Source organism: Fusicatenibacter sp., from assembly GCF_977045365.1.
This window is the reverse complement of the sequence record NZ_CDRRUH010000013.1, coordinates 1-21,547: the sequence shown is the minus strand read 5'-3', so window position 1 is coordinate 21,547 and position 21,547 is coordinate 1. Positions and strand designations below refer to the sequence as shown.

The 21,547-nt window shown below is 48.0% G+C and carries 17 protein-coding genes; 5 read left to right on the top strand and 12 right to left on the bottom strand.

Annotated features, from left to right (window positions below):
• Nucleotides 1-50: 50 nt before the first annotated feature.
• From ACY2VW_RS04745 to ACY2VW_RS04735, 3 genes are read right to left on the bottom strand one after another with little or no spacing between them, the layout of a single operon-like run.
• Nucleotides 51-1,685: an ABC transporter ATP-binding protein gene (locus tag ACY2VW_RS04745; protein WP_461877246.1), complete on the bottom strand. Its 1,635-nt coding sequence runs from the start codon at nt 1,683-1,685 to the stop codon at nt 51-53.
• Nucleotides 1,685-3,415: an ABC transporter ATP-binding protein gene (locus ACY2VW_RS04740; RefSeq protein WP_461877245.1), complete on the bottom strand. Its 1,731-nt coding sequence runs from the start codon at nt 3,413-3,415 to the stop codon at nt 1,685-1,687. Before ACY2VW_RS04740 ends, ACY2VW_RS04745 begins: the two co-directional genes overlap by 1 nt.
• Complete coding sequence (locus ACY2VW_RS04735; RefSeq protein ID WP_461877244.1) at nt 3,405-3,917, bottom strand: MarR family winged helix-turn-helix transcriptional regulator; 513 nt, start codon at nt 3,915-3,917, stop codon at nt 3,405-3,407. Before ACY2VW_RS04735 ends, ACY2VW_RS04740 begins: the two co-directional genes overlap by 11 nt.
• 234 nt (nt 3,918-4,151) lie before the next feature.
• Here ACY2VW_RS04735 and ACY2VW_RS04730 point away from each other — a divergent pair, with 234 nt between their 5' ends.
• Nucleotides 4,152-5,552 carry a sodium-dependent transporter gene (locus tag ACY2VW_RS04730; RefSeq protein WP_461877243.1) on the top strand — a complete coding sequence of 467 codons (1,401 nt, stop codon included), beginning with the start codon at nt 4,152-4,154 and terminating at the stop codon, nt 5,550-5,552.
• A gap of 203 nt (nt 5,553-5,755) precedes the next feature.
• On the opposite strand, the gene ACY2VW_RS04725 is transcribed toward ACY2VW_RS04730, so the two are convergent.
• Nucleotides 5,756-7,510, bottom strand: coding sequence for a glycoside hydrolase family 13 protein (locus tag ACY2VW_RS04725; protein WP_461877242.1), 1,755 nt, complete (start codon nt 7,508-7,510; stop codon nt 5,756-5,758).
• Nucleotides 7,511-7,842: 332 nt separating this feature from the next.
• Between ACY2VW_RS04725 and ACY2VW_RS04720 the strand changes: the two genes are divergently transcribed.
• On the top strand, nt 7,843-8,844 hold the full coding sequence (locus ACY2VW_RS04720; RefSeq protein ID WP_461877241.1) for a LacI family DNA-binding transcriptional regulator: 1,002 nt from the start codon (nt 7,843-7,845) through the stop codon (nt 8,842-8,844).
• On the opposite strand, the gene ACY2VW_RS04715 is transcribed toward ACY2VW_RS04720, so the two are convergent.
• Together ACY2VW_RS04715 and pdxR are read right to left on the bottom strand one after the other, a co-directional pair.
• Nucleotides 8,839-9,606, bottom strand: coding sequence for a GNAT family N-acetyltransferase (locus ACY2VW_RS04715; protein ID WP_461877240.1), 768 nt, complete (start codon nt 9,604-9,606; stop codon nt 8,839-8,841). The two genes, ACY2VW_RS04720 and ACY2VW_RS04715, sit on opposite strands and share 6 nt — an antisense overlap.
• A gap of 124 nt (nt 9,607-9,730) precedes the next feature.
• Nucleotides 9,731-11,146, bottom strand: coding sequence for a MocR-like pyridoxine biosynthesis transcription factor PdxR (pdxR, locus tag ACY2VW_RS04710; protein ID WP_461877239.1), 1,416 nt, complete (start codon nt 11,144-11,146; stop codon nt 9,731-9,733).
• 144 nt (nt 11,147-11,290) lie between these two features.
• On the opposite strand from pdxR, the gene pdxS reads away from it, so the two are divergent.
• Both pdxS and pdxT read left to right on the top strand, forming a co-directional pair.
• On the top strand, nt 11,291-12,172 hold the full coding sequence (gene pdxS, locus ACY2VW_RS04705) for a pyridoxal 5'-phosphate synthase lyase subunit PdxS (RefSeq protein ID WP_461877238.1): 882 nt from the start codon (nt 11,291-11,293) through the stop codon (nt 12,170-12,172).
• Entirely contained in the window at nt 12,172-12,744 is a 573-nt protein-coding gene (pdxT, locus tag ACY2VW_RS04700) for a pyridoxal 5'-phosphate synthase glutaminase subunit PdxT (RefSeq protein WP_461877237.1), read from the top strand. The genes pdxS and pdxT overlap by 1 nt, the downstream gene beginning before the upstream one ends.
• 106 nt (nt 12,745-12,850) lie before the next feature.
• On the opposite strand, the gene ACY2VW_RS04695 is transcribed toward pdxT, so the two are convergent.
• The gene (locus ACY2VW_RS04695; RefSeq protein WP_461877236.1) at nt 12,851-13,975 is read right to left on the bottom strand and encodes a DUF362 domain-containing protein; all 1,125 of its coding nucleotides are present in this window, start codon (nt 13,973-13,975) and stop codon (nt 12,851-12,853) included.
• Between the two features lie 207 nt (nt 13,976-14,182).
• Here ACY2VW_RS04695 and ACY2VW_RS04690 point away from each other — a divergent pair, with 207 nt between their 5' ends.
• On the top strand, nt 14,183-14,842 hold the full coding sequence (locus ACY2VW_RS04690; protein WP_461877235.1) for an HAD family hydrolase: 660 nt from the start codon (nt 14,183-14,185) through the stop codon (nt 14,840-14,842).
• Nucleotides 14,843-14,917: 75 nt separating this feature from the next.
• Here the strand turns inward: ACY2VW_RS04690 and ACY2VW_RS04685 are convergent, their stop codons facing one another.
• The 5 genes from ACY2VW_RS04685 to ACY2VW_RS04665 form a co-directional block, all read right to left on the bottom strand.
• Nucleotides 14,918-16,783, bottom strand: coding sequence for a phage tail tip lysozyme (locus tag ACY2VW_RS04685; protein ID WP_461877234.1), 1,866 nt, complete (start codon nt 16,781-16,783; stop codon nt 14,918-14,920).
• A 261-nt stretch (nt 16,784-17,044) separates the two neighbouring features.
• Nucleotides 17,045-18,274, bottom strand: coding sequence for an MYG1 family protein (locus ACY2VW_RS04680; RefSeq protein ID WP_461877233.1), 1,230 nt, complete (start codon nt 18,272-18,274; stop codon nt 17,045-17,047).
• Nucleotides 18,275-18,572: 298 nt separating this feature from the next.
• Nucleotides 18,573-18,785 (bottom strand): FeoA domain-containing protein, encoded by a 213-nt coding sequence (locus tag ACY2VW_RS04675; protein WP_173859865.1) that lies wholly within the window; start codon nt 18,783-18,785, stop codon nt 18,573-18,575.
• Nucleotides 18,786-18,943: 158 nt separating this feature from the next.
• Nucleotides 18,944-19,930, bottom strand: a complete 987-nt coding sequence (locus tag ACY2VW_RS04670; RefSeq protein ID WP_461877232.1) for a U32 family peptidase — start codon at nt 19,928-19,930, stop codon at nt 18,944-18,946.
• Between the two features lie 90 nt (nt 19,931-20,020).
• Nucleotides 20,021-21,415, bottom strand: coding sequence for a hypothetical protein (locus ACY2VW_RS04665; protein WP_461877231.1), 1,395 nt, complete (start codon nt 21,413-21,415; stop codon nt 20,021-20,023).
• Nucleotides 21,416-21,547: the final 132 nt, after the last annotated feature.

Here is a 21,547-nt window from a genome sequence, read left to right as displayed (position 1 = left end):
AGAATGCATCCGGCACGCTTTGTTTCAAAAATTTAATGAACGAAAAGAAATTATGAAACTGGAATCACGCGGCCCGTTTCTGCCATGGTTCGGTGGGAAATGGAAATTACGGTACGGTTTTTGGAAACCCTTTGCAGTGCATTTAATACCATTTTTTCCGTCTCTGTATCAAGGTTTGCGGTAATCTCATCGAGGAGCAGAATTTCAGGCTCCGCTGCGGCTGCGCGGGCAATCGAGAGGAGCTGCCACTGACCCTGTGAGAAGAGATCCTGTGTACAGATCGTATCATATTGGTCCGGAAGCGCCTCGATGGTCTTTGCAAGTCCGGTCAGCTCTGCTGCTTTTTTTACATCTGTATCCGAAATCTTTGCATCATACAAAGTAATCTGGTCTTTTACCGATCCCGGCACCATGTGAAACGACTGCTCCACATAGCCGAAAACCTTTCGTTTCTTCGCATCCGGCAGATCGACAGATGGAGCGCCCCAAATCAGAACCGTTCCTTTCTGTGGCTCATATAAACCGAGCAGCAGTTTGAAAATAGTACTCTTTCCGGCACCCGTTCGTCCCAAAAGTGTTACCTGCTCGCCTTTTTTGATCTGCAGACTTACATCGTTTAAGATGACCTGGCTTTCGTCATATCCAAACGTCACATTTTTTAGCTCAGCCGCTATGCCGTAATCTGTATTTGCAGTCAGCACAGCCGGCTCTTTCTTCTCTTTCAGGCTGCAAAATTCATTGATTCTTTCCATACCGGCAAACGCAGACTGAATCGTCTGGATTTCCATACCAAGGCTTTCGACCGGAGTAAAGATCTGGGAAATATAGTTTATAACAGCAACGGCGGTTCCGGCGGACATGCCGAACAGCTTTAAAACGGTCGGATTGCCGGAGGCCGAAAGCAGCATGACAACAGCAACAACAATGGCATTTAAAATCAGGATGACCGGAGAATAGACGGCATCGTAAAAATTGGTCTTCTCCATTGCGCTGTAGCTGTCATCAATATAGTGCGCATACTGCTGCTCCATATACGTTTCTTTCTGCAGACAGTGAATGGTACGGATGTTGTGCAGCGTCTCCGGAACGTGACCCGAAGCACGGCTGACTGCACGGCGGTTGGCAATCTGGGAGGCCAGCATGTTTTTCTGGACATAACGGGTAAAGAGGAACAGAACAGGGAGTAAAAGAATCAGAACAATCGTAAGTCCACGGTTTGTCACCCAGATGACGGTAAGAATGCTTAAGATTTTGCACGCATCGGCAAACATACTGATGATCCCGGAGGTAAACAGGTTTTCCACTGTGTCGACGTCACCGACAAATCTTGATACGAGAGCGCCCGGCTCCTGGCGGTTCAGCTCGTTGGCGGAAAGGCGTCCGAACTTTTCCATCAGACTGCTTCGGAGTGCATGTGTAATTTTCTGGCCGAATACCGTCAGAAGACTCTCTCTTGCCGACTCCAGAAGACCCGTCAGGGCAAGAAGTCCGAAATACAGCAGAATTCCTTCCATCCAGAGGGTATGCTTATTTATCAAAAGGTCAATCAGTTGTGCCAGCACAAGCGGCGGGAGCAGTGCGAAAATAACCGCACCGCAGACGACTGCAAAAAGTGCGGCTGATAAAACGCCGTGTTTTCGAACGGTTTCTTTGATTACCCGCAATACAGATTCTTTCTTTTGCATCAAAAGCTGCCTCCCTTCGTCTGATTGCTGCAGAGCTTTGCGTAAGACGGAACCGTTGCAAGGAGTTCCTCATGTGTGCCGACTTTCGTATGGCGCTCATCCATCCAGATGACCTGATCCATCTGATCAAACAGATAGAGGCGATGGGAAATGAGGATCATAATAGAGTCTTTTGCCAGTTCTTTTAAATTTGCAAAAATCTGTGCTTCCGTCTTCTGGTCGAGTGCCGAAAACGGATCGTCGAGAATCAGAACCGGCCGTTTGTGATACAGAGTTCGCGCAAGGGCAAGGCGCTGCGCCTGACCGCCGGAGAGACGGACACCGCCCGTTCCGACCAGAGTATGGATTCCGTTTTCCATTGCTTTCACTTCATCTTCCAGGCAGACGACTCGGATCATCTCCTCTGCGCCCTCTTTTCCCCCGAGACGGATATTATCTTCCACGCTTCCATGGAACAGCTCCGGGTCGTGGCCAAGATAACCGACCATGCGGTTCCGGTCTGCTTTTTCCATTTTTTCCAGCTCTTTTCCGCCAAAGGTGATGCTTCCCTCATACGGCGACTCGCAGAGAAAAGTCTTTCCAAGCGTTGACTTTCCGCATGCGACAGGTCCCGTCACACCGATGATCTGGCCAGGAGCCGCTTGAAACGACAGGTCATGGATAATCTCTTTTCCGTTTGGATAGGCAAAATGCAGGTGATCGACGTTAAGCTCTGCAGGCGCTGCGGCCGGAAGCTCCGGTTCGGCTTTCGAATTTTGCAGCAGAGGTTTGATTCGTTTCCAGGAAACCTGCGCTTTATGCACTGCATTAAAAAGCTTTGCTGCGCTCGATGATTTGGTGGCAAGCTTCGTGTAGCAGGACAAAAATGTGGTAAATACGGCAATGGTCCACGGTGTCCAGCCCTCATGCAGGACGTTTCTGCCTCCAAAATACAGGATAAACAGAATGCTCGTCATCGAGATCATACGGTAAATCGGCGGCATAGCTGTGTTCCAGATATTGGCGCGCACAGCGGCAGATTCGTAAGCCGAAAGATTCTCCTCATAAGCGGCCTTTCTGTCCTCCTCACAGCCAAAGACACGATACGTGATGGCATTTGTCGCACGGTCCAGGGTTGCAGCACTTAATGCACCCGACTGTACCTTATAGGCAGCGCCCGTTTTCTGTACCATGACCTTCATCTTTTCGGCAATCACGTAGGAAATGGGTGGGAAAATCATGCAGAGAAGAGCCAGTTTCCAGTCGTACCAGAGCAGCATACACGCATAGGCGAGAAGAGCAACACCGGTATCAAAGATTTCCGTTGTAAATTTCCGCATTCCTTCTACGCAATCGTCTACATCGAGAATGGCCTTCGTCAGTACATTTCCGGTACCTTCCGCTTCCAGCTCCAAGCGGCTTTTGCAAACCAGCGTTCCGTAAAGAATCTGCTTCATATGCCGGTTGACGTTGTTGGCAAATCTTCTGACATAGAACCGTTTGAAATAGCGGGAAACCTGCACAATGCCAATACTCACAACATAGGCCGTGACCAGCATCAGCATCTGGTGGAAGGTTCCTGTGCCACCCAGGAGATCAACCAGCTTTCCTGTCATTTTTCCCTCAAACCAGGGACCTGCAAGAAGTCCCAGATTATAGATGAGGCCGGAAACCGTAACAAAAAAGAGGGTTTTCCATTCTTCCTGAAAGTAAGAGAGCACCCGGTTCGGGCGAAAGGTTTCATCCTTCATCGCTGCTGCCTCCTTCTGCTGTTGCTTTTATTGTTTTATCTGCTTTTTCACTTAAAATTTTTGAAAGTTCCGCAAAATGATTCTGCCGTTCTCTCTTCGATTTCCAGTACAGCTTGTCCAGCGTTCTGCAGAAGTTTTCTGCCTCCTCTTTGGGAAGCTCCGAGAGCAGCCATTCGTAAAAGACCGTTTCAATCTCCGCTTTGGAATTTTTCAGGGATTCTGCTTTTTCGGTAGCATACAGAAGCTGGCTTCTGCCGTCCCACGGATTCGGCTTCCGGACCAGATATCCTTTTGCCTCCAGGTTTGCAGCACGTCTTGCGGCAGCTCCTTTATCAATCTTCAGCTGTTCGCGCACTTCCGTCTGCGTGATGCCGGGATTGTGGCGCACCAGATGGATAAAATCAAATTCCGCCGTGCCGATGCCTTCTTCCTTCATCGCCTGAACCGTAAATTTCCCGGCTTCCCGTGCGATTTTCGTTATTTTTCGTTCGGTTGGATCCATTTTTATGCTCCTCCTGTTCTGTTTTGCATGTCCTAAATAGATGTATATGCAACTAATTAGATGATAGTACAACTAAATAAAATTGTCAATCCCATTTGAAAAAGTCTGTCAAAAACTGAATTTCATCAAAAATCCGTTCTTCTTTTGGTTGACGAAGTTCCGTCCGCCCTCTATAATAGAGATATTCGGCTGAAAAAAGGACAGCCAATCTATCAATAAGGAGATGTATCTTATATGGAAAAGAAACATGCGCGCGGCAGCTTTACCGGCTCCATCGGTTTCGTGCTTGCTGCTGCAGGAAGCGCGGTTGGACTGGGAAATATCTGGCGTTTCCCTTATCTTGCCGCAAAAGACGGAGGCGGAACTTTTATTTTGGTTTATATCGTACTGGCTCTGACCTTTGGATTTACGCTGCTGACAACGGATATTGCCATCGGCAGAAAAACGGGACAAAGTCCGCTTGTCGCTTATGGAAAAATTCACCCGGGCTGGAACGGCCTTGGCCTTCTCGCCAGTATCGTGCCGGTTGTCATTCTGCCTTACTACTGCTCCATTGGCGGCTGGGTATTAAAATACCTGTCTGTCTTCCTTACCGGACAGGGCGCCGCAGCTGCGGAGGATGGTTACTTTACCGGCTATATTACCGGCACCTGGCAGCCGATTGTATGGCTGTGTATCTATCTTTTTCTTACCGCATTTGTCGTATACCGCGGTGTCAATAAGGGAATTGAAAACTACAGCAAAATTCTGATGCCGATCCTTCTGATTTTAATCATCGGAATTTCTGTTTTTTCTCTGACCCTGACCCATACCGATGCAGACGGTGTCATCCGCACGGGACTGCAGGGTATGAAAATTTATCTTGTTCCGAATTTTAAAGGAATGACGCCGCAGAAATTTTTCACCGTCTTTGTCGACGCACTCGGACAGCTTTTCTTTTCGATCAGTGTAGCGATGGGTATTATGGTTGCCTATGGTTCCTACGTAAAAAAAGAAACAAACCTGATGAAATCGATCAACCAGATCGAAATTTTCGACACCATTGTTGCGCTGCTCGCCGGTTTGATGATCGTTCCTGCCGTATTTACCTTTACGGGAACAGAGGGTATGTCTGCCGGCCCTGGTCTGATGTTTGTCTCCCTGCCGAAGGTCTTTCAGTCCATGGGAGCAGCAGGCGGCGTAATCGGAACCATTTTCTTTCTTATGGTCTCCTTTGCAGCCATTACATCTTCCGTATCGGTCATGGAATCCATTGTTTCCTGTATGATCGACAAATTTCACATCAGCAGAAAGAAGAGCACTGTGATTGTAACGGTTTATGCGTGCCTCGTCGGTATCATCGTATGCCTCGGCTACAATGCGCTTTATTTTGAACTGAAGCTTCCAAATGGCGCAACGGCTCAGATCCTGGATGTCATGGACTTTATCAGCAATAACCTTCTGATGCCGCTTGTCGCACTTCTCTCCTGTATTCTGATCGGATGGGTTGTAAAGCCTCAGGTCATCATCGATGAGGTGACGCTGGGAGGATATAAGTTCGGAAGAAAGAAGCTGTATATCGTCATGGTGAAGTTTATTGCACCCGTACTCCTTGCCGCACTGCTGCTGCAGTCGTTCGGCATCTTAAGCGTCTGATCACTGCGATACCAGATTGCTACGTGCTTTGCACTCACGCAATCTTCAAAAACATTCGTAATCCGCTCATTTTTTTCGAAAAATGGCTACTTACTTATGTTTTTGGCGAGTCAAGAGATCAAAAAAGCATGTTTTCCGGTGGCTTTTCCAGAAAACATGCTTTTTTTGTGCCTGTCTGCACATATTTCTAACAGGTGAAACCCTTACATCCTGCGAATTAACGTTCCATTTACACCAAGTATCTCTCCGTCAAATTCCCGGGCGAAAAGTACTTCCCCGTCTCCTTTTACTTTTATTTCCTCATCCGATGCGTTGAGCAGAACTTCGATTCTATTTCCCTCTTCGTCTAATTTAATATACTCTACACACCGATCATTCTCATAGACATTCGGGAAATGGAAATGCAGGCTTCTGCACATTTTTTCATTTCTTCGAAGCATAATCAGTTTCCGCATCGTTGCAATTCTTTCCTGATTCTCTTTGCTTTCAATCTCACTCCATGGCATACATCTTCTGCAGTCCGGATCGTGCGCACCTTCCATTGCGATCTCCGTTCCATAATAAATACAGGGGCTTCCCGGAAGCGTAAAAAGGACTGCAAGCTGCTGGTAGAACTTATCCAGATCGTGAAAACGGTTCATCAGCCTCTCGGTATCGTGGGAATCCAGGAGATTAAAAAGTACATCGTTATTTTGTTGCATATACATGGTATAGCAACGGTTTACCATATATTCAAATTCTTCTTTTTTCATTGTTTTATCAAGAAAGAAATCATGGATTCCGCTCAGCAGCGGGTAGTTCATGACAGAATCATATTCATCTCCCTGCAGCCACTGGCTTGCATCATGCCAGATTTCCCCCAGAAGATAAATATCCGGCTTTATCGTTTTCAAATGCTCTCTTATCCGCTTTAAAAACCTGTGTGACACTTCGTTTCCTACGTCGAAACGAATTCCATCGATATCAAACTCCCGTACCCAGTCCTCGCAGATTTTACAGAAATACTGTATCACCTCTTCCTTGTTTGTGTTCAGCTTTGGCATCCCGTCTGTAAATGCAAAGGAATAGAACCGCCTGTCTCTGGTGTCTCCCCTTTTTTGAACCTGATTCCAGTCTTCTACCATAAACCAGTCCACATAACGAGACTCCTTTCCATGCTCCAGGATATCTAGCCACGGCTCAAATTTTCTTCCACTATGGTTAAACACCGCATCTACCATAATACGGATTCCTTTTTCATGCGCTTCTCTGCAAAGCGCTTTCATCGTATCTGTATCGCCAAAGGACGGATCTATTTTTGTATAATCGGTCGTATCATATTTGTGGTTGGACTCTGCTTTCATGATCGGATTCAGATAAATACCGGTAATCCCAAGTTCCTGCAGATACGATAATCTCTGACGGATCCCTTCCAGGTTTCCTCCGAATTTTTCTTCGTTTGTTACAGTTCCGTGATTTCTCCAGGGTGTGATATCATCTCCGTTTTTTTCCGGTGTCCCGTTGCAGAACCGATCCGGGAAAATCTGATACCAGATCGTTTCGTTTACCCATGCCGGTGTGCGATTGATATCTGCCGGGTTCATCCAGGGTACAATAAAGCACTGCTGCATACGGCCATCCATCCGGAGCTGTTCTTCTGTCAAAAAACCATCCTCAAAATAATACCAGACTTCCTTTTCCGTCCGCAGCTCGAAATAATATTTGCATCTTTTGTATTCCGGAAGAAGCGTTGTTGTCCACCAGATTTGATACGGCAGACGTTTTTTATATATTATTTCTTCTCTTTTTCCGATCCATTTTTCTTTTCCGCCCAAAATTCCGGCTTCGTAAGGATCTCCGTAATGGATAAATACCTGTTTTACATCATATCCTGTCTTGATATTTACGATCAGTCTGTCCTCATCCAGGGCATAACTCATCTGTTCTGAAGTTTTATGGTATACACCGCTAAATTCCATCTCATTTTCCTCCTGCATAGCTCTAAAGCTGTTTTTGCATCCTTGTAAGAAACACGATCGCTATTTGTTTCGTATTGTTTCGTAGCTTTACTATAAGCCTTTTTTATTTCTTCGTCAATCAATTTCCATTTTTCCCTGCACTTTCGTAAAATTCAGATAATTTTCAGGATGATTTTTGTGCAGGATGCTTTCTTCTTTCGAAACTTGACGAAATATTTCTTTTTCAAGGTATTAATTGCTTTTTATCTTATGATTTTATATAATGAGTTAAAAGAACCCCATCACGATAACTGGGAGTTTACATTTTTTGTTTTGTGAAAGGATTGCCGATTATGACTACCATTCAGGATATTGCTGATCAAATGGGAATTTCCAAGAGCACGGTATCCAAAGCTCTTAATGACGCGCCTGATATCAGCGAAGCTTTACGGAAACAGGTTTTGGAAACTGCCGTAGCTCTGGGTTATACGAAGCTGCGGCGTTATAAGAAATCGACGAAAAAAGTCTGTATTATAATAGAAAAAGAGAATATGCGGTATCAGGAACCGCATCATTTTGCCTATGATATCCTGGTGGGTTTTCGTCAGATGGCAGAACCTGCTGGATTTGATGTTGAAATTGTGCCTGTTGATATTAAGGCCCAAAGAAACCAGCATTATGATGTTTTTATGCTGGAGCATGATTATATAGGAGCTTTTGTGGTCGGTTTTTCCCTCAGCGATCCCTGGATTCAGGACTTTAAGGTCAGCCGCACACCGGCTGTTCTTTTCGACAACTATATGGTAGGGAATCCTTCCACCGCTTATGTAGGTATTGATAATGAGGAGGGAATGGAACTTGCCGTCTCTTATCTTGCCGGACTTGGACACCGGAAGATCGCCTATCTGAGCAGTTCCCTCGGTGCCCGGGTTCTCCAGGCACGCCATGCTGCCTTTCTCCGTTCCATGCACCAGCATGGACTGAAGACTTCGCCTGCTACGATCGGCTGTTCTTATTATCTGTCAGAATGTATGGAAAAGCATCTTCCCCGTTTCCTGGAAAACGGAATCACTGCTATTATTTGCAACCAGGATACCCTTGCAAGTGCAACGCTCACACAATGTCAGCAGCTGGGATTCCAGGTTCCTGATGATATCAGCATTATTGGATTTGATGATCTGCCGATTGCTGCCTGTACGTCACCGCCCCTTACGACCATCAGACAAGATCGGCTGGAACTTGGGAAAAGTGGATTTTTTGCATTGTCAAGTCTTCTCAATCACATCCCGATCAGTACGTATTTGTTGCATGCACAGCTAATCCAGCGGGAATCGACAGGGAAGGTTCCTCTATAAATTCATCTCATCAACAATATTGGCCGGTTTTACAGTCATTTCTACCCATGCCGGGATAAAACCGCTTTTAACAGCGTTTCTTACAGATCTGACATTAGACCAGGCGGTACAGTAAAACGGTACTTTGCCCCTGTTTATGATCTCTTTTGTAAGTCTGCTAGTCAGTGCAGAGGCAATCCCCTGTCGTCTGTATTCCGGCAAAACATCCACACCGATCTGCCACATATCGTCGCAATCGGCAGAACAGGCGGCGAGTCCCACCAGCGTGCTTCCGTCATATGCGCCGACGCCAAGTACATCCAGATTCTTCCGATCTTCGCAAAGCGCATTGCTCCATTCCGGCAGATACAAGTTTGCAAAATCTTCCTGTGTCAATATTCGTGTTTCATAAGCACAGGAAAGAGTCGGTATCCGGCTGATATCCGGCAGATAGTATTCTGCCATGAAACATATTTTGTGCCCTTTTTCAGCTAAACGTTCATTCAGCCAATGCATGTTTGGTGTCTCAAAGCAGTGGTAAAATTCGAATTTGTCTACATACGCAGATACCAGATCCATAGTCTCAGGTATGGAAGCCGCCATGATATTATTTCCATAGGAAACCAGATTGCAGGTAATAGGCTCTTTCAAATATTTGCGGGCCTTCTTTCCTAAATTTATGGGAACAACAACATTTTTTTCCGCCTTGAAATCTTCCACACGGCACCCCATATCTTCCGCAGACTGCCTCATGGCAATCTCCATCATTTCGCGATTCGTCATATGCTTTTCTCCATTCTATCAGTTCAGTAACTTGGGGATGCGCAGACATGTCCATTTTGGAAACAGTGTCTGTCATTCTCTGCATCCGGCCACCCAATCCTTCCGATTTTTTTCGTTTCGCAGATCATCTGCCAGGTATCTGCAGAATATGAAGCAGCACTCCCGCTGCCCGCTCCATTGCTGCCGGATCAATGGAGGAATAATTCATGACATACGTATTTTCCTGCTTTGCCGCCTCCGCCGCATCCGCGTAATAGCCGGAGAGCGGCTTTAATTTTACGCCGCGGGATTTCGCCTGCGTGACGATCTCCTCTTCTTTTTGATCGGTGCAAAGATGCATCAGGAAATGGACGCCGGCTTCTTCCTCTTCGATGGTTACGTAATCACCGAGCGGCTTCTTTTCAAGCGCCTGTAAAATCAGATCTCGTTTGTTCTGATAATAGTTCCGCAGCCGGTTGATATGTTTTTCGAAACTGCCGTTCTCAATAAACTCCGCCAGTGTGTACTGCTCAAAGTTGGAAACGGTACACGAATAAAACGACAGCTCGCGGTAAAATTTCTCTGCCAGTGTCTGCGGCAGCACCATATAGCTGATCCGTACCGTGGAGGCAAGTGTTTTCGTAAACGTATTCATATAGATGACCTTGTCCGATACATCGATGCTCTGCAGCGTTGGAAACGGCTTTCCGCCGAGGCGCAGCTCGCTGTCGTAATCGTCCTCAATGATATAGTGATGATCCGATTTTGCCGCCCAGCCGAGCAGTTCATAACGGCGGCTGACCGGCATGACTGTCCCGGTTGGAAAGTGATGGGACGGAGAGGTATGAATAATATCAACCGATCTTTTTTCCAGCTCCTGCACTGAAACACCGTCCTGGTCGAGCGGCACTGGCTCGTACCGCACCTTCATACTCTCATAAATCCGCGCAATTTTGTGATATCCGGGATCCTCTACTCCATAAACAAGATCGTTCCCGAGAAGCTGGATCAGAAGGTTATGCAGATACTCCGTTCCTGCGCCGACAATAATCTGCTCCGGCAGCACCTGCATTCCACGAAACTCTCGCAGATACCTGGCAATCGCACTGCGCAGCTTTAAAATCCCGGCGCACGGGGAATTGATCATGAGCTGGATCCGATTATCATTCAGAACAGCACGCACCGTCCGCGTCCAGATTGTGAACGGAAAAATCTCGCTGTCCGTCTGATTGCTGGAAAAATCCGCAAAATAGGAAGTCTCTCCGTTTGCCATCTGCAGGATCTCTTTCGGAACAGCATCCCGCATGGAATCCTCAATTTCCAGATCGGCCGCATAAAAGCCGCGCTTTGGCATGGAATACAGATAGCCTTCCGCAACAAGCTGCGCATAAGCATTCTCGACGGTAATCACACTGATGCCCAGATTTTTTGCGAACGTCCGTTTCGACGGCAGCTTCTCTCCAGGGCGGATGTTTCCCAGCAATATGTCATTTTTAATACATTTATATAAATATTCATACAGGGAATCTGACCCTATATTCGCAAAATTATACGTCAGCATCCGACCGTTCTCCTCTCATCTGACCTTACTGAATATATTTGTTTTGGCAATTTTTTTATAGTCACTTTACCAGTATACTGTGAGGCAGAGCAAAAGTAAAGCCAAAACAGAAACTAAATTTTTACAGACACGGAGGAGATTATTATGACAGCAGTAAACGAGAGATACAAACTGAACAAAGAACTGGCACAGATGTTAAAAGGCGGCGTTATCATGGACGTTACCACTCCGGAGCAGGCACATATTGCAGAAGAAGCCGGTGCCTGTGCCGTTATGGCACTGGAGCGGATTCCGGCAGACATCCGTGCCGCCGGCGGCGTTTCCCGTATGAGTGATCCGAAGATGATCCGCGGCATTCAGGAAGCCGTTTCCATTCCGGTTATGGCAAAATGCCGCATCGGCCACTTTGTAGAGGCACAGGTTCTTGAAGCCATCGAAATCGACTACATCGACGAGAGTGAGGTTCTCTCCCCGGCGGATGATGTCTACCATATCAATAAGCACAATTTTAAAGTACCCTTTGTCTGCGGTGCAAAAGATCTCGGTGAGGCACTTCGCCGGATCAATGAGGGAGCATCCATGATCCGTACCAAAGGTGAGCCGGGAACCGGCGATATCGTACAGGCGGTCCGCCATATGAGAAAAATGAACAGTGAAATCCAGAAACTGACCTCGATGCGTGAGGATGAGCTGTTTGAGGCAGCCAAAGTCCTGCAGGTTCCATACGATCTTGTGCAGTATGTTCATGACAACGGCCGTCTCCCGGTTGTCAACTTTGCAGCCGGCGGTGTGGCAACGCCTGCCGATGCAGCGCTGATGATGCAGCTTGGAGCAGAAGGCGTCTTCGTCGGATCCGGTATCTTCAAATCCGGCAACCCGGCAAAACGTGCCGCTTCCATCGTAAAAGCTGTTACCAACTACACCGATGCCAAACTGATCGCAGAACTCTCCGCTGATCTCGGCGAAGCTATGGTCGGCATCAACGAGCAGGAAATCGCCTTACTGATGGCAGAAAGAGGAAAATAATGAAAATTGGAGTGCTTGCACTGCAGGGTGCGTTTGCAGAACATGAAAAAGTATTAGAACAGCTTGGCGCCGAATGCATCGAACTGCGGCAGGCCCGCGATCTTGCCGAGCCTTACGATGCACTTGTACTGCCGGGCGGCGAGAGTACCGTTCAGGGAAAACTTTTAAAAGAGCTTGGCATGTTCGATACCATTAAGAGCCAGATTAAAAACGGTATGCCGGTTCTCGCGACCTGCGCCGGTGCGATTCTTCTGGCTGAAACGATCGACGGACAGATCAAGGGACAGCCGGAGCAGTATTTCGGCACGATTCCGATGTGCATCAAGCGGAACGCTTATGGCCGCCAGTTAGGCAGCTTCCATACAGAAGCACCGGTTGCGGGCATCGGAACAGTGCCGATGACATTTATCCGTGCGCCGTATATTGCATCTGTGGAGGACGGCGCAGAAGTGCTCGCCGTTGTGAAAGAACGGATTGTCGGTGTAAAATACAAAAACCAGATGGCCTTCTCCTTCCACCCGGAACTCGACCCGGATGTGCGGATTCATAAGGCGTTTTTGGAGATGATATAAGACAGATAAAACAACAGCAGACCAAAAAAGCAATGCAAAAATCTGATCGTAAAAAGCTCCAGCTTCTCGCTGATTTTTCATCCGGGAAGCTGGAGCTTTTCGCGCATCATTTTACACGTTTCAGTTCATACTGTCTCGTACCAAGACCGATTTTCTCCGCCTGGTCGAGGGTTGCCTGCCATTCAATGTTCGGGTTGGAATCCTTGAAATGGTCGTGGTGACAGTGCCATCCCGGCTCTGCAAGGTGCTCGCCAAGCTGGCTGTTTTCGATCGGTGTTGCACTCAGGCAGGCATCGGCGCACGCCTGGTCAAGTGCAACCGGGTCGAAGCTTGCAAACATTCCGATATCCGGCAGAATCGGAGCATCGTTCTCCCCATGACAGTCACAGTTCGGACTGATATCCTGTACCAGAGAGATATGGAAGCACGGACGTCCATGGCAGACAGCCTGTGCATACTCCGCCATTTTCCGGTCGAGAAGCTCGTTTGCACTGCTGTTTGGATTATATACTGCATCAAAGCTGCAGGCACCGATACAACGGCCGCATCCCTTGCATTTATCATAGTCAATGACTGCTTTTTTATCTACATAGGAAATCGCATCGCTTCCGCATTCTTTTGCGCAGCGGTGGCAGCCACGACAGACATCCGTATTGATTGCCGGTTTTCCACTGGCATGCTGCTGCATCTTTCCGGCGCGGCTTCCGCATCCCATACCGATATTTTTCAGTGCACCGCCAAAGCCCGTTGCTTCATGGCCTTTGAAGTGGCTCAGACTGATAAAAATATCTGCGTCCATGATTGCATGACCAATCAATGCTGTTTTGCAATATTCTCCGTTGACAACCGGAACTTCGATTTCATCGGTTCCTCGCACTCCATCTCCAATGATAATCTGGCATCCTGTGGTAATGGTATTGAATCCATTCAGATTCGCGCAGTCAAGATGTTCCAGGGCATTTTTTCTGCTGCCCGGATATAACGTATTGCAGTCTGTCAGAAACGGAAGGCCTCCCTGCTCTTTACAGAGATCTGCAACCACTTTCGCATAATTCGGACGAAGAAACGCCATGTTTCCCAGTTCGCCAAAATGCATTTTGATTGCGATGAATTTGCCTTCCATATCAATGTCCTTGATGCCTGCAGCGATACAGAGCTTTTTCAGCTTGTCGAGCTGACTCGTTCCCACCGGACATCGAAAGTCGGTAAAATAAACCGTTGACTTTTCCATTCTGTTATTCCTCCTGATTTGTCCTTTTTTATCAGAATAGCACTTTAAGCTTACTTGAAGTCAAGTGTGATTGTAATATTCATGGATCCAGTCATGCACTTGTCTTTTTTCAGGATTTTTCGTATACTGAAGGTAGTTTTAAAAAAATCAGAGTACAGAGTAAACGAAAACCGTCTGTTTCCTTTTACTCCCTGGGAGGTCGCATTTATGATAAAGGCAGTATTATTTGATATGGATGGTGTCCTGTTTGACACCGAAATCGTAATGAAAGAGGGCTGGCTCAAAGCTGCCCGGGAACTGAATTTTACGCTCACGGAAGAACATCTCGCACAGATGCGCGGCAGTGCACTTCCACGGAGCAGAAAGCTGTTTGAGGAATGGTTTCACGGAAAGGTGACGTACGATGAGGGGCGCGCCATCCGTTCGGCGTATCTGAATGATTATATTCAGCGCAACGGTGTCCCGGAAAAGCCGGGACTTCACGAGTTTCTTTCCTGGCTGAAAGAGCATTCGATCAAAATTGCTATTGCCACATCTACGACACGGAGCGTTGCCAAAGGATACTGGAAGCAGGCCGGCATTGACCGGTATATCGATGCTTCCGTCTGCGGAGATGAAGTCGTAAACAGCAAACCGGATCCGGAAATTTTCTTAAAAGCTGCTTCTCTTCTGCAGACTCCGATTGCGGAATGTATGGTGGCTGAAGACAGTATCAACGGTCTGAAAGCCGCACGTGCTTCCGGTGCTGTTTCCTGTATGATCCCGGATTTGACGCCATATACAGAAGAGCTCGCACCGATCTGCGATCATGTGAGTCCGTCGCTTCTGGACTGCAGGAAAATTATTCTGGATTCGCAGGAAAAATAATCAATCGTAAAGAAAGTGCCTGTCAGTGTTTTTCAGCCTGACAGGCACTTTCTTATTGATAAATTTTTTGTTCTTTTATTCCACATCCACCGGTGAATCGTACGATTCCATCACATTGTAGATCTGCTCTGCTGCTGTTGTGCGGAGTTTCTGCTGCGTACCCTGATTTGCGCATTTTTCGTATTCGCGCATAAAAGATGTCGCTGCTGTGTCGACATCTTCTGCGTTTTTCAGGCGGTCCAGAAGATTCGGATTGTAATCGTTCAGATAAGCGAGCAGACTGTCGAGCTGTCCGGACAGGCTTCCGAGGCTCTTTCCGAGGTCGATGGTATAGCGGCACAGATACTCTTTGATGGTCGGATCCGTGAATCCGCAGAGACCGTAGCCGTATCTTCCGCCGCTGTAAAGGCCGAAGCGGGCGCTGCGGATGACTTCATCTCGTGAGATGATTCCGGCATCGACAAGATTGGTGTACTGCTCTCCGCTGAGGCTCGTGCGGCTGGTGGAGCCGTACTCAAGCAGTGTCGGATTGAGGTCTGTAGATGCCTCGTTTGCAATATTTCCCATGATTCCTGCGGCTCCTTCTTTTGTGAAGCCGTGCATCAGGAAGTAATTCCAGATCTTTTCGGCGTTTGTTCCGCCGATTTCATCATCGGCTGCAAAGCGGCGGATCGTCAGAATCGTGTCGCAGTCTACCGGGCGGTTGCAGGTGATGCCTGCGTTTTCATTCAGTGCCTCCACAATTTTTCCCTCGCCGTCGTACAGTGCGACATGGCCGTTATAGCAGATGACATCGCCTGCACGCGCTTCATCGAGGCTTGTAACCTCGGTTCCAAGACTGCGCCAGCCATCGGATGTTGTATATTCACCATCGTATGCGCCGCAGCGGGTCAGAATCTGCCATACAAAGTGGGAGCAGTCAATGCCGTCCGTCAGAGAGTTTCCGCCCCAGACATACGGTCTGCCGACAAACTGTTTTGCAAATGTAATGATACCGTTTCCGGTTGAAGTTTTTACTTCATATACAGTCTCTTTTTTATAGTTGAATGCTTCATTTTCAGATGGATCAATCACCTGATCTGCCAGTTTCATCTGGTCTTCTCCGGTGCTGGCCACATATTCCAGGGCTTCTTTTCCCTGCTGCAGATAATCCGTACGGACAAAACCGCGGACATCACCGGACTCGATGTAAACCCATTCCTGATCTGCATCAGCAATCACAAAGCAGAGTGCTTTTGCCGGAAGGGTTCCGACGATCCGTGCACCGGTGGAACCGCTCTCACGGACGTTTAACTTCGTATCTACCTTTGCGTAGGCGTATGTTTTATCGATCTGTGCAAAACCTGCACGGAGATCTTTTTTCATGGCGCTGATATATTTTCCATAATCAATCGTCTGAATCCAGTCATCCGCCTGTGTTTCATCGCTCTTTGGCGTTTCGGTCGGCGTTGGTGTTGGTGTCTCAGTTGGAACCGGAGTTTCTGTCGGCGCCGGTGTCTCGGACGGGGCTGGCGTCGGTGTTTCGCTTGGCTCCGGAGTCACAGACGGTTCCGGCGTTTCGCTCGGAGTTGGTGTCGGTGTTTCACTTGGCGTTGGCTCCGGCGTCTCACTCGGAGTCGGATCTTCCGGTGTCTCGCCAGGAGTTGGATCCTCAGCAGGATCTGGTGTTTCCGGATCTTCCGTGGAAGCTGCAGTCTCATCTGACGATGCTGCTGTTTCTTCCCCCGGTTTCTCAGTCTCTTCTGCCGGAGCAATCGTTTTTTCTGCGTTCTCATTCTCCGTTTCACTCTGTGTGGACGGTGCATCTGCCTGTTCTTTCTGCGTTTCCTGCACCGTTTTCGCCGTCTCCTCCGCATGAGCCGGTGCCGCCGAACCGAGAAGCATTCCAGCTGCCACACCGAACGCTGTTACTGTTGTGCCAATTTTTTTCTTTGAAATCATATTTATTGCCCTCTCCTCTCTGCTGTTTGTCGATTTTTTATAACCAGGCCATTCGGATTACAAAATTGTATCGTTCCTGTGAAGTCTGGCCTGTTTTTTCGAAGTTAAACGAAAAAATACTATCATTCTTTTCCATTGTTCCAAAATTTCACGTATTTTCTATATTGTACCACAGATAGCAGAAGATGCAAAGAAACAAATTACATATTGAGGAATTTTTCTGTTTAACGCGCGAAATTGAGAGAGAATATCTGTAATTTTTCAGGAACCGGACGGAATGCGGACCAGAATCCGCTTTCCGTTCTGCTCCGATGCGGTCAGAACCGGAATATGTTTCTTCCGAAGCTGATGCATGACCGGATAAGCCGCAAAGAGATCGCCGCCGATGCACACTGCTTCTGGTTTTTCTTTCAAAAGATCGGAAATGTATTCACGCAGCAGTGTCTTCCATTCCGTCTTTTCAAGCACTGATTCCGCGTAACTGCCCTCGATCTTCAGTTCCGGTCTGGCGGGCATCGGTTTATGAACTATCTCGGCGTTCTCCATGCCCGGCATCTGATGGATCAGCTCGTCCTCTGTATCCGTGCCGACGCAGAGCACAACCGGCGCTTTCGGCGATCCCATAAGGCTGATACGGCAGGCAGAGACGGCATCGGCAAGTGTCTCTGTAGTGAGAAGGAATCCCCCTTTGTGACAGAAGGATGCACCCGCAAGACCTGTCACTTCCTGCAGAGCTTCATTTTCCAGCCCAAGCCAGTTTTCCGGAAATTCATACTTATAATTAGACGAGTTTTCTTTTCTCACCGGCTGAACACAGTAGCCGCCGCGGTTGGACGGAAAGACCAGAAAAGCGATTTCCGTCGCGGAGAGCTGCTTCTGGCATGGGAAAAACTCGGAAAGAACCAGAATCTTTTCATCCATCGTTTCCGTCTTTTCCTCTGCGGCGATCCGCTCCCGATGTGCGCTGAGGAGTTCCGCAAACTGCTGCTCCACCCGCTCATCCGCGCGGAAACGTTTCCATTTATGCTCCAAAATCCGGCCGGCAATCGTTACCGCTTCAAAGAAAGCAGCATCACTTCCGCGGTTGTCATCCCACACAGGATTGAACATGCCGATCAGGCTGGCAAGCTCGTTCTTTTCACCCGTATTATCATTGTTGTCGAGCGGCTGCACAAATTTCTCATCAAAGCATTCTGCCATCTTGGGGCTTAAAATTTCTGTACCAAGCGCCTCCCACAAAAGGCCGAACGCCGCGTACGGCACTCCGTTCTCCCGGGTGCGGCTGTCTTTCTGGTGATGATCATACTCCCCTCTTCCAATGTCAAAAACAATCCCGTCAAACTCCTCCGGCACACGGTTTCCGCGCTGAATCGTAAGCTTCGGGTTGAAATGCAGAAGCAGTGCGGCAGAAAACACATCATCCGCATGAAATTTTCCGCCATGTGTGAAAGCAGCAGCGTTTTCTTTTTGTATCATTTCTAGTAATGTCATAAATTTCTAACTTCCTTTTTTTCTTAAGATCTGCTCTATTTTACCCTAACTGATGTCTGCTCCGCAACGGTTCTGCGCAAAAAATCTGCGAAGTATTTCTGCACCGCCGGTGACGCTTTATGCTGCATCGACATTTTTTTCAACATGCTGGTTCTTCCTTTGTCCTGTATCAAGTATTCCTCTCGCTGCCGTTATCGGCGGCGCGGAAGTTCTCATCGGACGATTTCTGTAAATAGAAAACGAGCGGATCCTTTTTTCAAGGTTCCGCTCGTTTTCTATTTGCCGGGCAGATCCGATTTCACACCTGAATCCGGTCTGCTGCTTCGTCGCACAGTGCGATTCGCTTTCCGTCCATGCCGAGGATTAATCCGCCGTCCATTTTCTGGATGACCTGTATGGTGCTTCCCTCTTCGATTTTGCGGCTCCGCAGGAAATCCAGAATTTCAGGGATTCCAAACATCCATTTGATGGTACAGATATCACCGGTTTTTTTCTTTGAAAGTGCCTGCATGTGGTATCCCTCCTTTTTGTCTTTTCTACATTGTATTCCCAAAGGGAATATTTAGTCAATAAGAACAATTGGAATACACTTCTAACTAAAGTTTGTGTGCAAAATGCCGATTTTCGCAGGTATGCCGGAACCTACAGAAATTTCCCGGAAAAGAAGCATCAACGGTAGTAACAGAGATGACCGCAGCCCTTCGGAAAGAGTTCGGTTTTCATCTTCCTTCGATATTCTGTATCACTTTTGGCCGTATCAAGAATATCGAGTGCCCAGCGCAGATTCCGGATGTCGCGTTCCATAAAGTCGGCATAGTTACCGCGTCCGACGAGCTTTAAATGTGTGATTCCCGCATTGGATAACTGCTTTAACGCACAGAGACCGCAGCCGCTTTCTCCGCAGAGATAGCCGCTCTCATCGCAGAGATCCTCTCCTTCTTCCACCATAATTTCTCCCGGGACTGTCCCTTTCACGGACGGTTCCGGTATTTTTTTCCCGACCGGTCTTTTCCAGTACGGCACGCGGCACAGGTATCCCATCTCATCACAGTGCAGCGAATTGCAGAACGCGCCGCTGAACTGGCACATTTCATTGAGGGCAAACGCTTCAAACTCTGTAATGGTCTGCGCCTTATGTTCCGTGCGGATATGGCGAATCACTTCCTGCATTTCCGCAATCGTATTTTTCCGCTGAAAGATGATGCGCTTCGGGGTAAGCTTTGCAAAAACGTCGGTCATCGCTGTATTCACGGTTCCCAGATCGCCGCTTAGATGCACCTCACAGTCGATGCCGTGTTCCCGCAGATAGACAAAGAGCGCGGGATTCGCAATGATATAGCTCTCGAAGCCGATCCGACGGCACTTCTGGATGATTCCGGTGATTTCGGCGTACTGTTCCGGGAGATAGTACAGGGAATTAAAGGTCAGATGAACCGGCTTTTGATAACGGCGAACCATCTCCGATAAGATTTCCAGCTCACTGTACGACCCGATCTGTACATTATAACTCAGCACTTCTCTCCGGTTCAGCGCCATGACCGTGCCGTATTTCTCCGCCCAGGAAAACGGAACGTAACCGCAGAAAAGCTCGTCCGCACCGGCTTTCACATAGCGGATATAATCGTCCACGGATCCAAGTCCTGCTGTAATTTTCATGTTTTCGTCTTCCTCTCCTGTTTTCTCTTATGATCTCCCTGCTTCCTCTCTGGAAATGCAGCATCTTTTTTCGTTCCCATCAGCACATTCCTACAGCAGATTCAGGACAAACCGTTTCACTCCATGTGCTGCATATGCCCGTCCCATTTCCGCCGGATTCTGGAACAGCGCGGGGGCCAGCGCAAAAAGAGAATTGTATCGTCCCATCATCTGCAGATGCTTCGGATAAAGAAATGCCTGCCGTTCACAGTACCGTGGGCAGTCCGTCACCTGCTCCTGTGCGCCCCGGTTTCCATTGACACATTCCGCGTACAGCGTACAGTGCTGTGAGGTATTGGTCTGGTAAAACGGGAAATGCAGACTGTTTTCCCCGGAAGGAAATATCTGTGGGAAGCCGAAGCTCTCCCACTCGTACCGATCGATTCCAAAGTTTTCTTTTAAATACGTTCGATAGAACTCTGCATTCAGACTGTTTTTACGAAACAACGCGTCATTTCCCTGCTTATACTTCATGCGGGGATCTTTTTTTCGCTTGTTCAGCAGAATACCAAGGCAGACCGTAAAATTTTTCCGTTCTGCCGCCAAAGCTGCTGTTCCCCAGTCATTTACGACGATTTCCAGTTTCTCCTGATGCTGTCCGCACCAGTTATCCAGCATTTCCAGCAGGTATTCTGTCTCATGGCGTTTTCTCTCTTGTAGGATGGGAAAGACAAGTGTCACAGCGAAATGCTCCCGGCAGGCTTTTTCAATCAGTTTTTGCAGGATACGCTCTGACGGAAACAGATGAGGGCAGAAGGCATTTCCGAAATACAGGCGGTCCGGCTGAAAATCCAGCGCTGGCGTGATTTGATTTTTCCGAAAATACATCGTAAAAAAGGCGGGTGCATCCAGTTCCAGATATCTTTCATACCATGCGGGACGGTCGATCTCCAGTGCCAGTTCTGGTTTCACTGACGGATTCCCTTCCCCTGCTCCGCGCCGGATCTCCTCAAATGTATTCTTCTGGATCGTCGCAAACCACACCTGTTTCTGTTCTTCCAGACTTTCAAAGTGCTGCGCATCCTCCCTGGCCGGATATCCCGTCATCTCCTCTGCGAGCACTGCATCGTCACCTTCCGTCTTCCAGCGGATATAGCGGCTGTACTGCATCGCAAGGCGCTGCACCTCTCTGCGGTATGCTTCCAGCTCTGTTGTAAACGTATAAACCGTAAAAAACTGCTCCTGTTTTTCATGCACCAGGCGAGCATCGCAGATCGGAAGCCGATGGTACGATGTTGTATCATAATCATAAAACGCCAGTTCCAACATCTCCTGTTTCTGCTCTTCGGCTGCCGGATGTGCAAGACGGATCTGAAAGCCTTCTTCTGCAAGCGCCGTGATCCGCACTTCCATCGTTCCCCAGTATCCCGCCAGAAGCCCGAACGGAAGCATCGGGATAAACGCCCAATCGTCGATATTTACTTTTGCTGTCCTTCCGTCTTCCATTCGCTTCTCTCCGTTTCTTTTTCAAACTCTCTCCAGTATACGCCATAAATAGGGTAGAGGGAGAATAAATTTTCCTCGCCCCTCCCATTGAACCGCACGTACGGGTCTCGTATACGGCTCTACAACTTATAT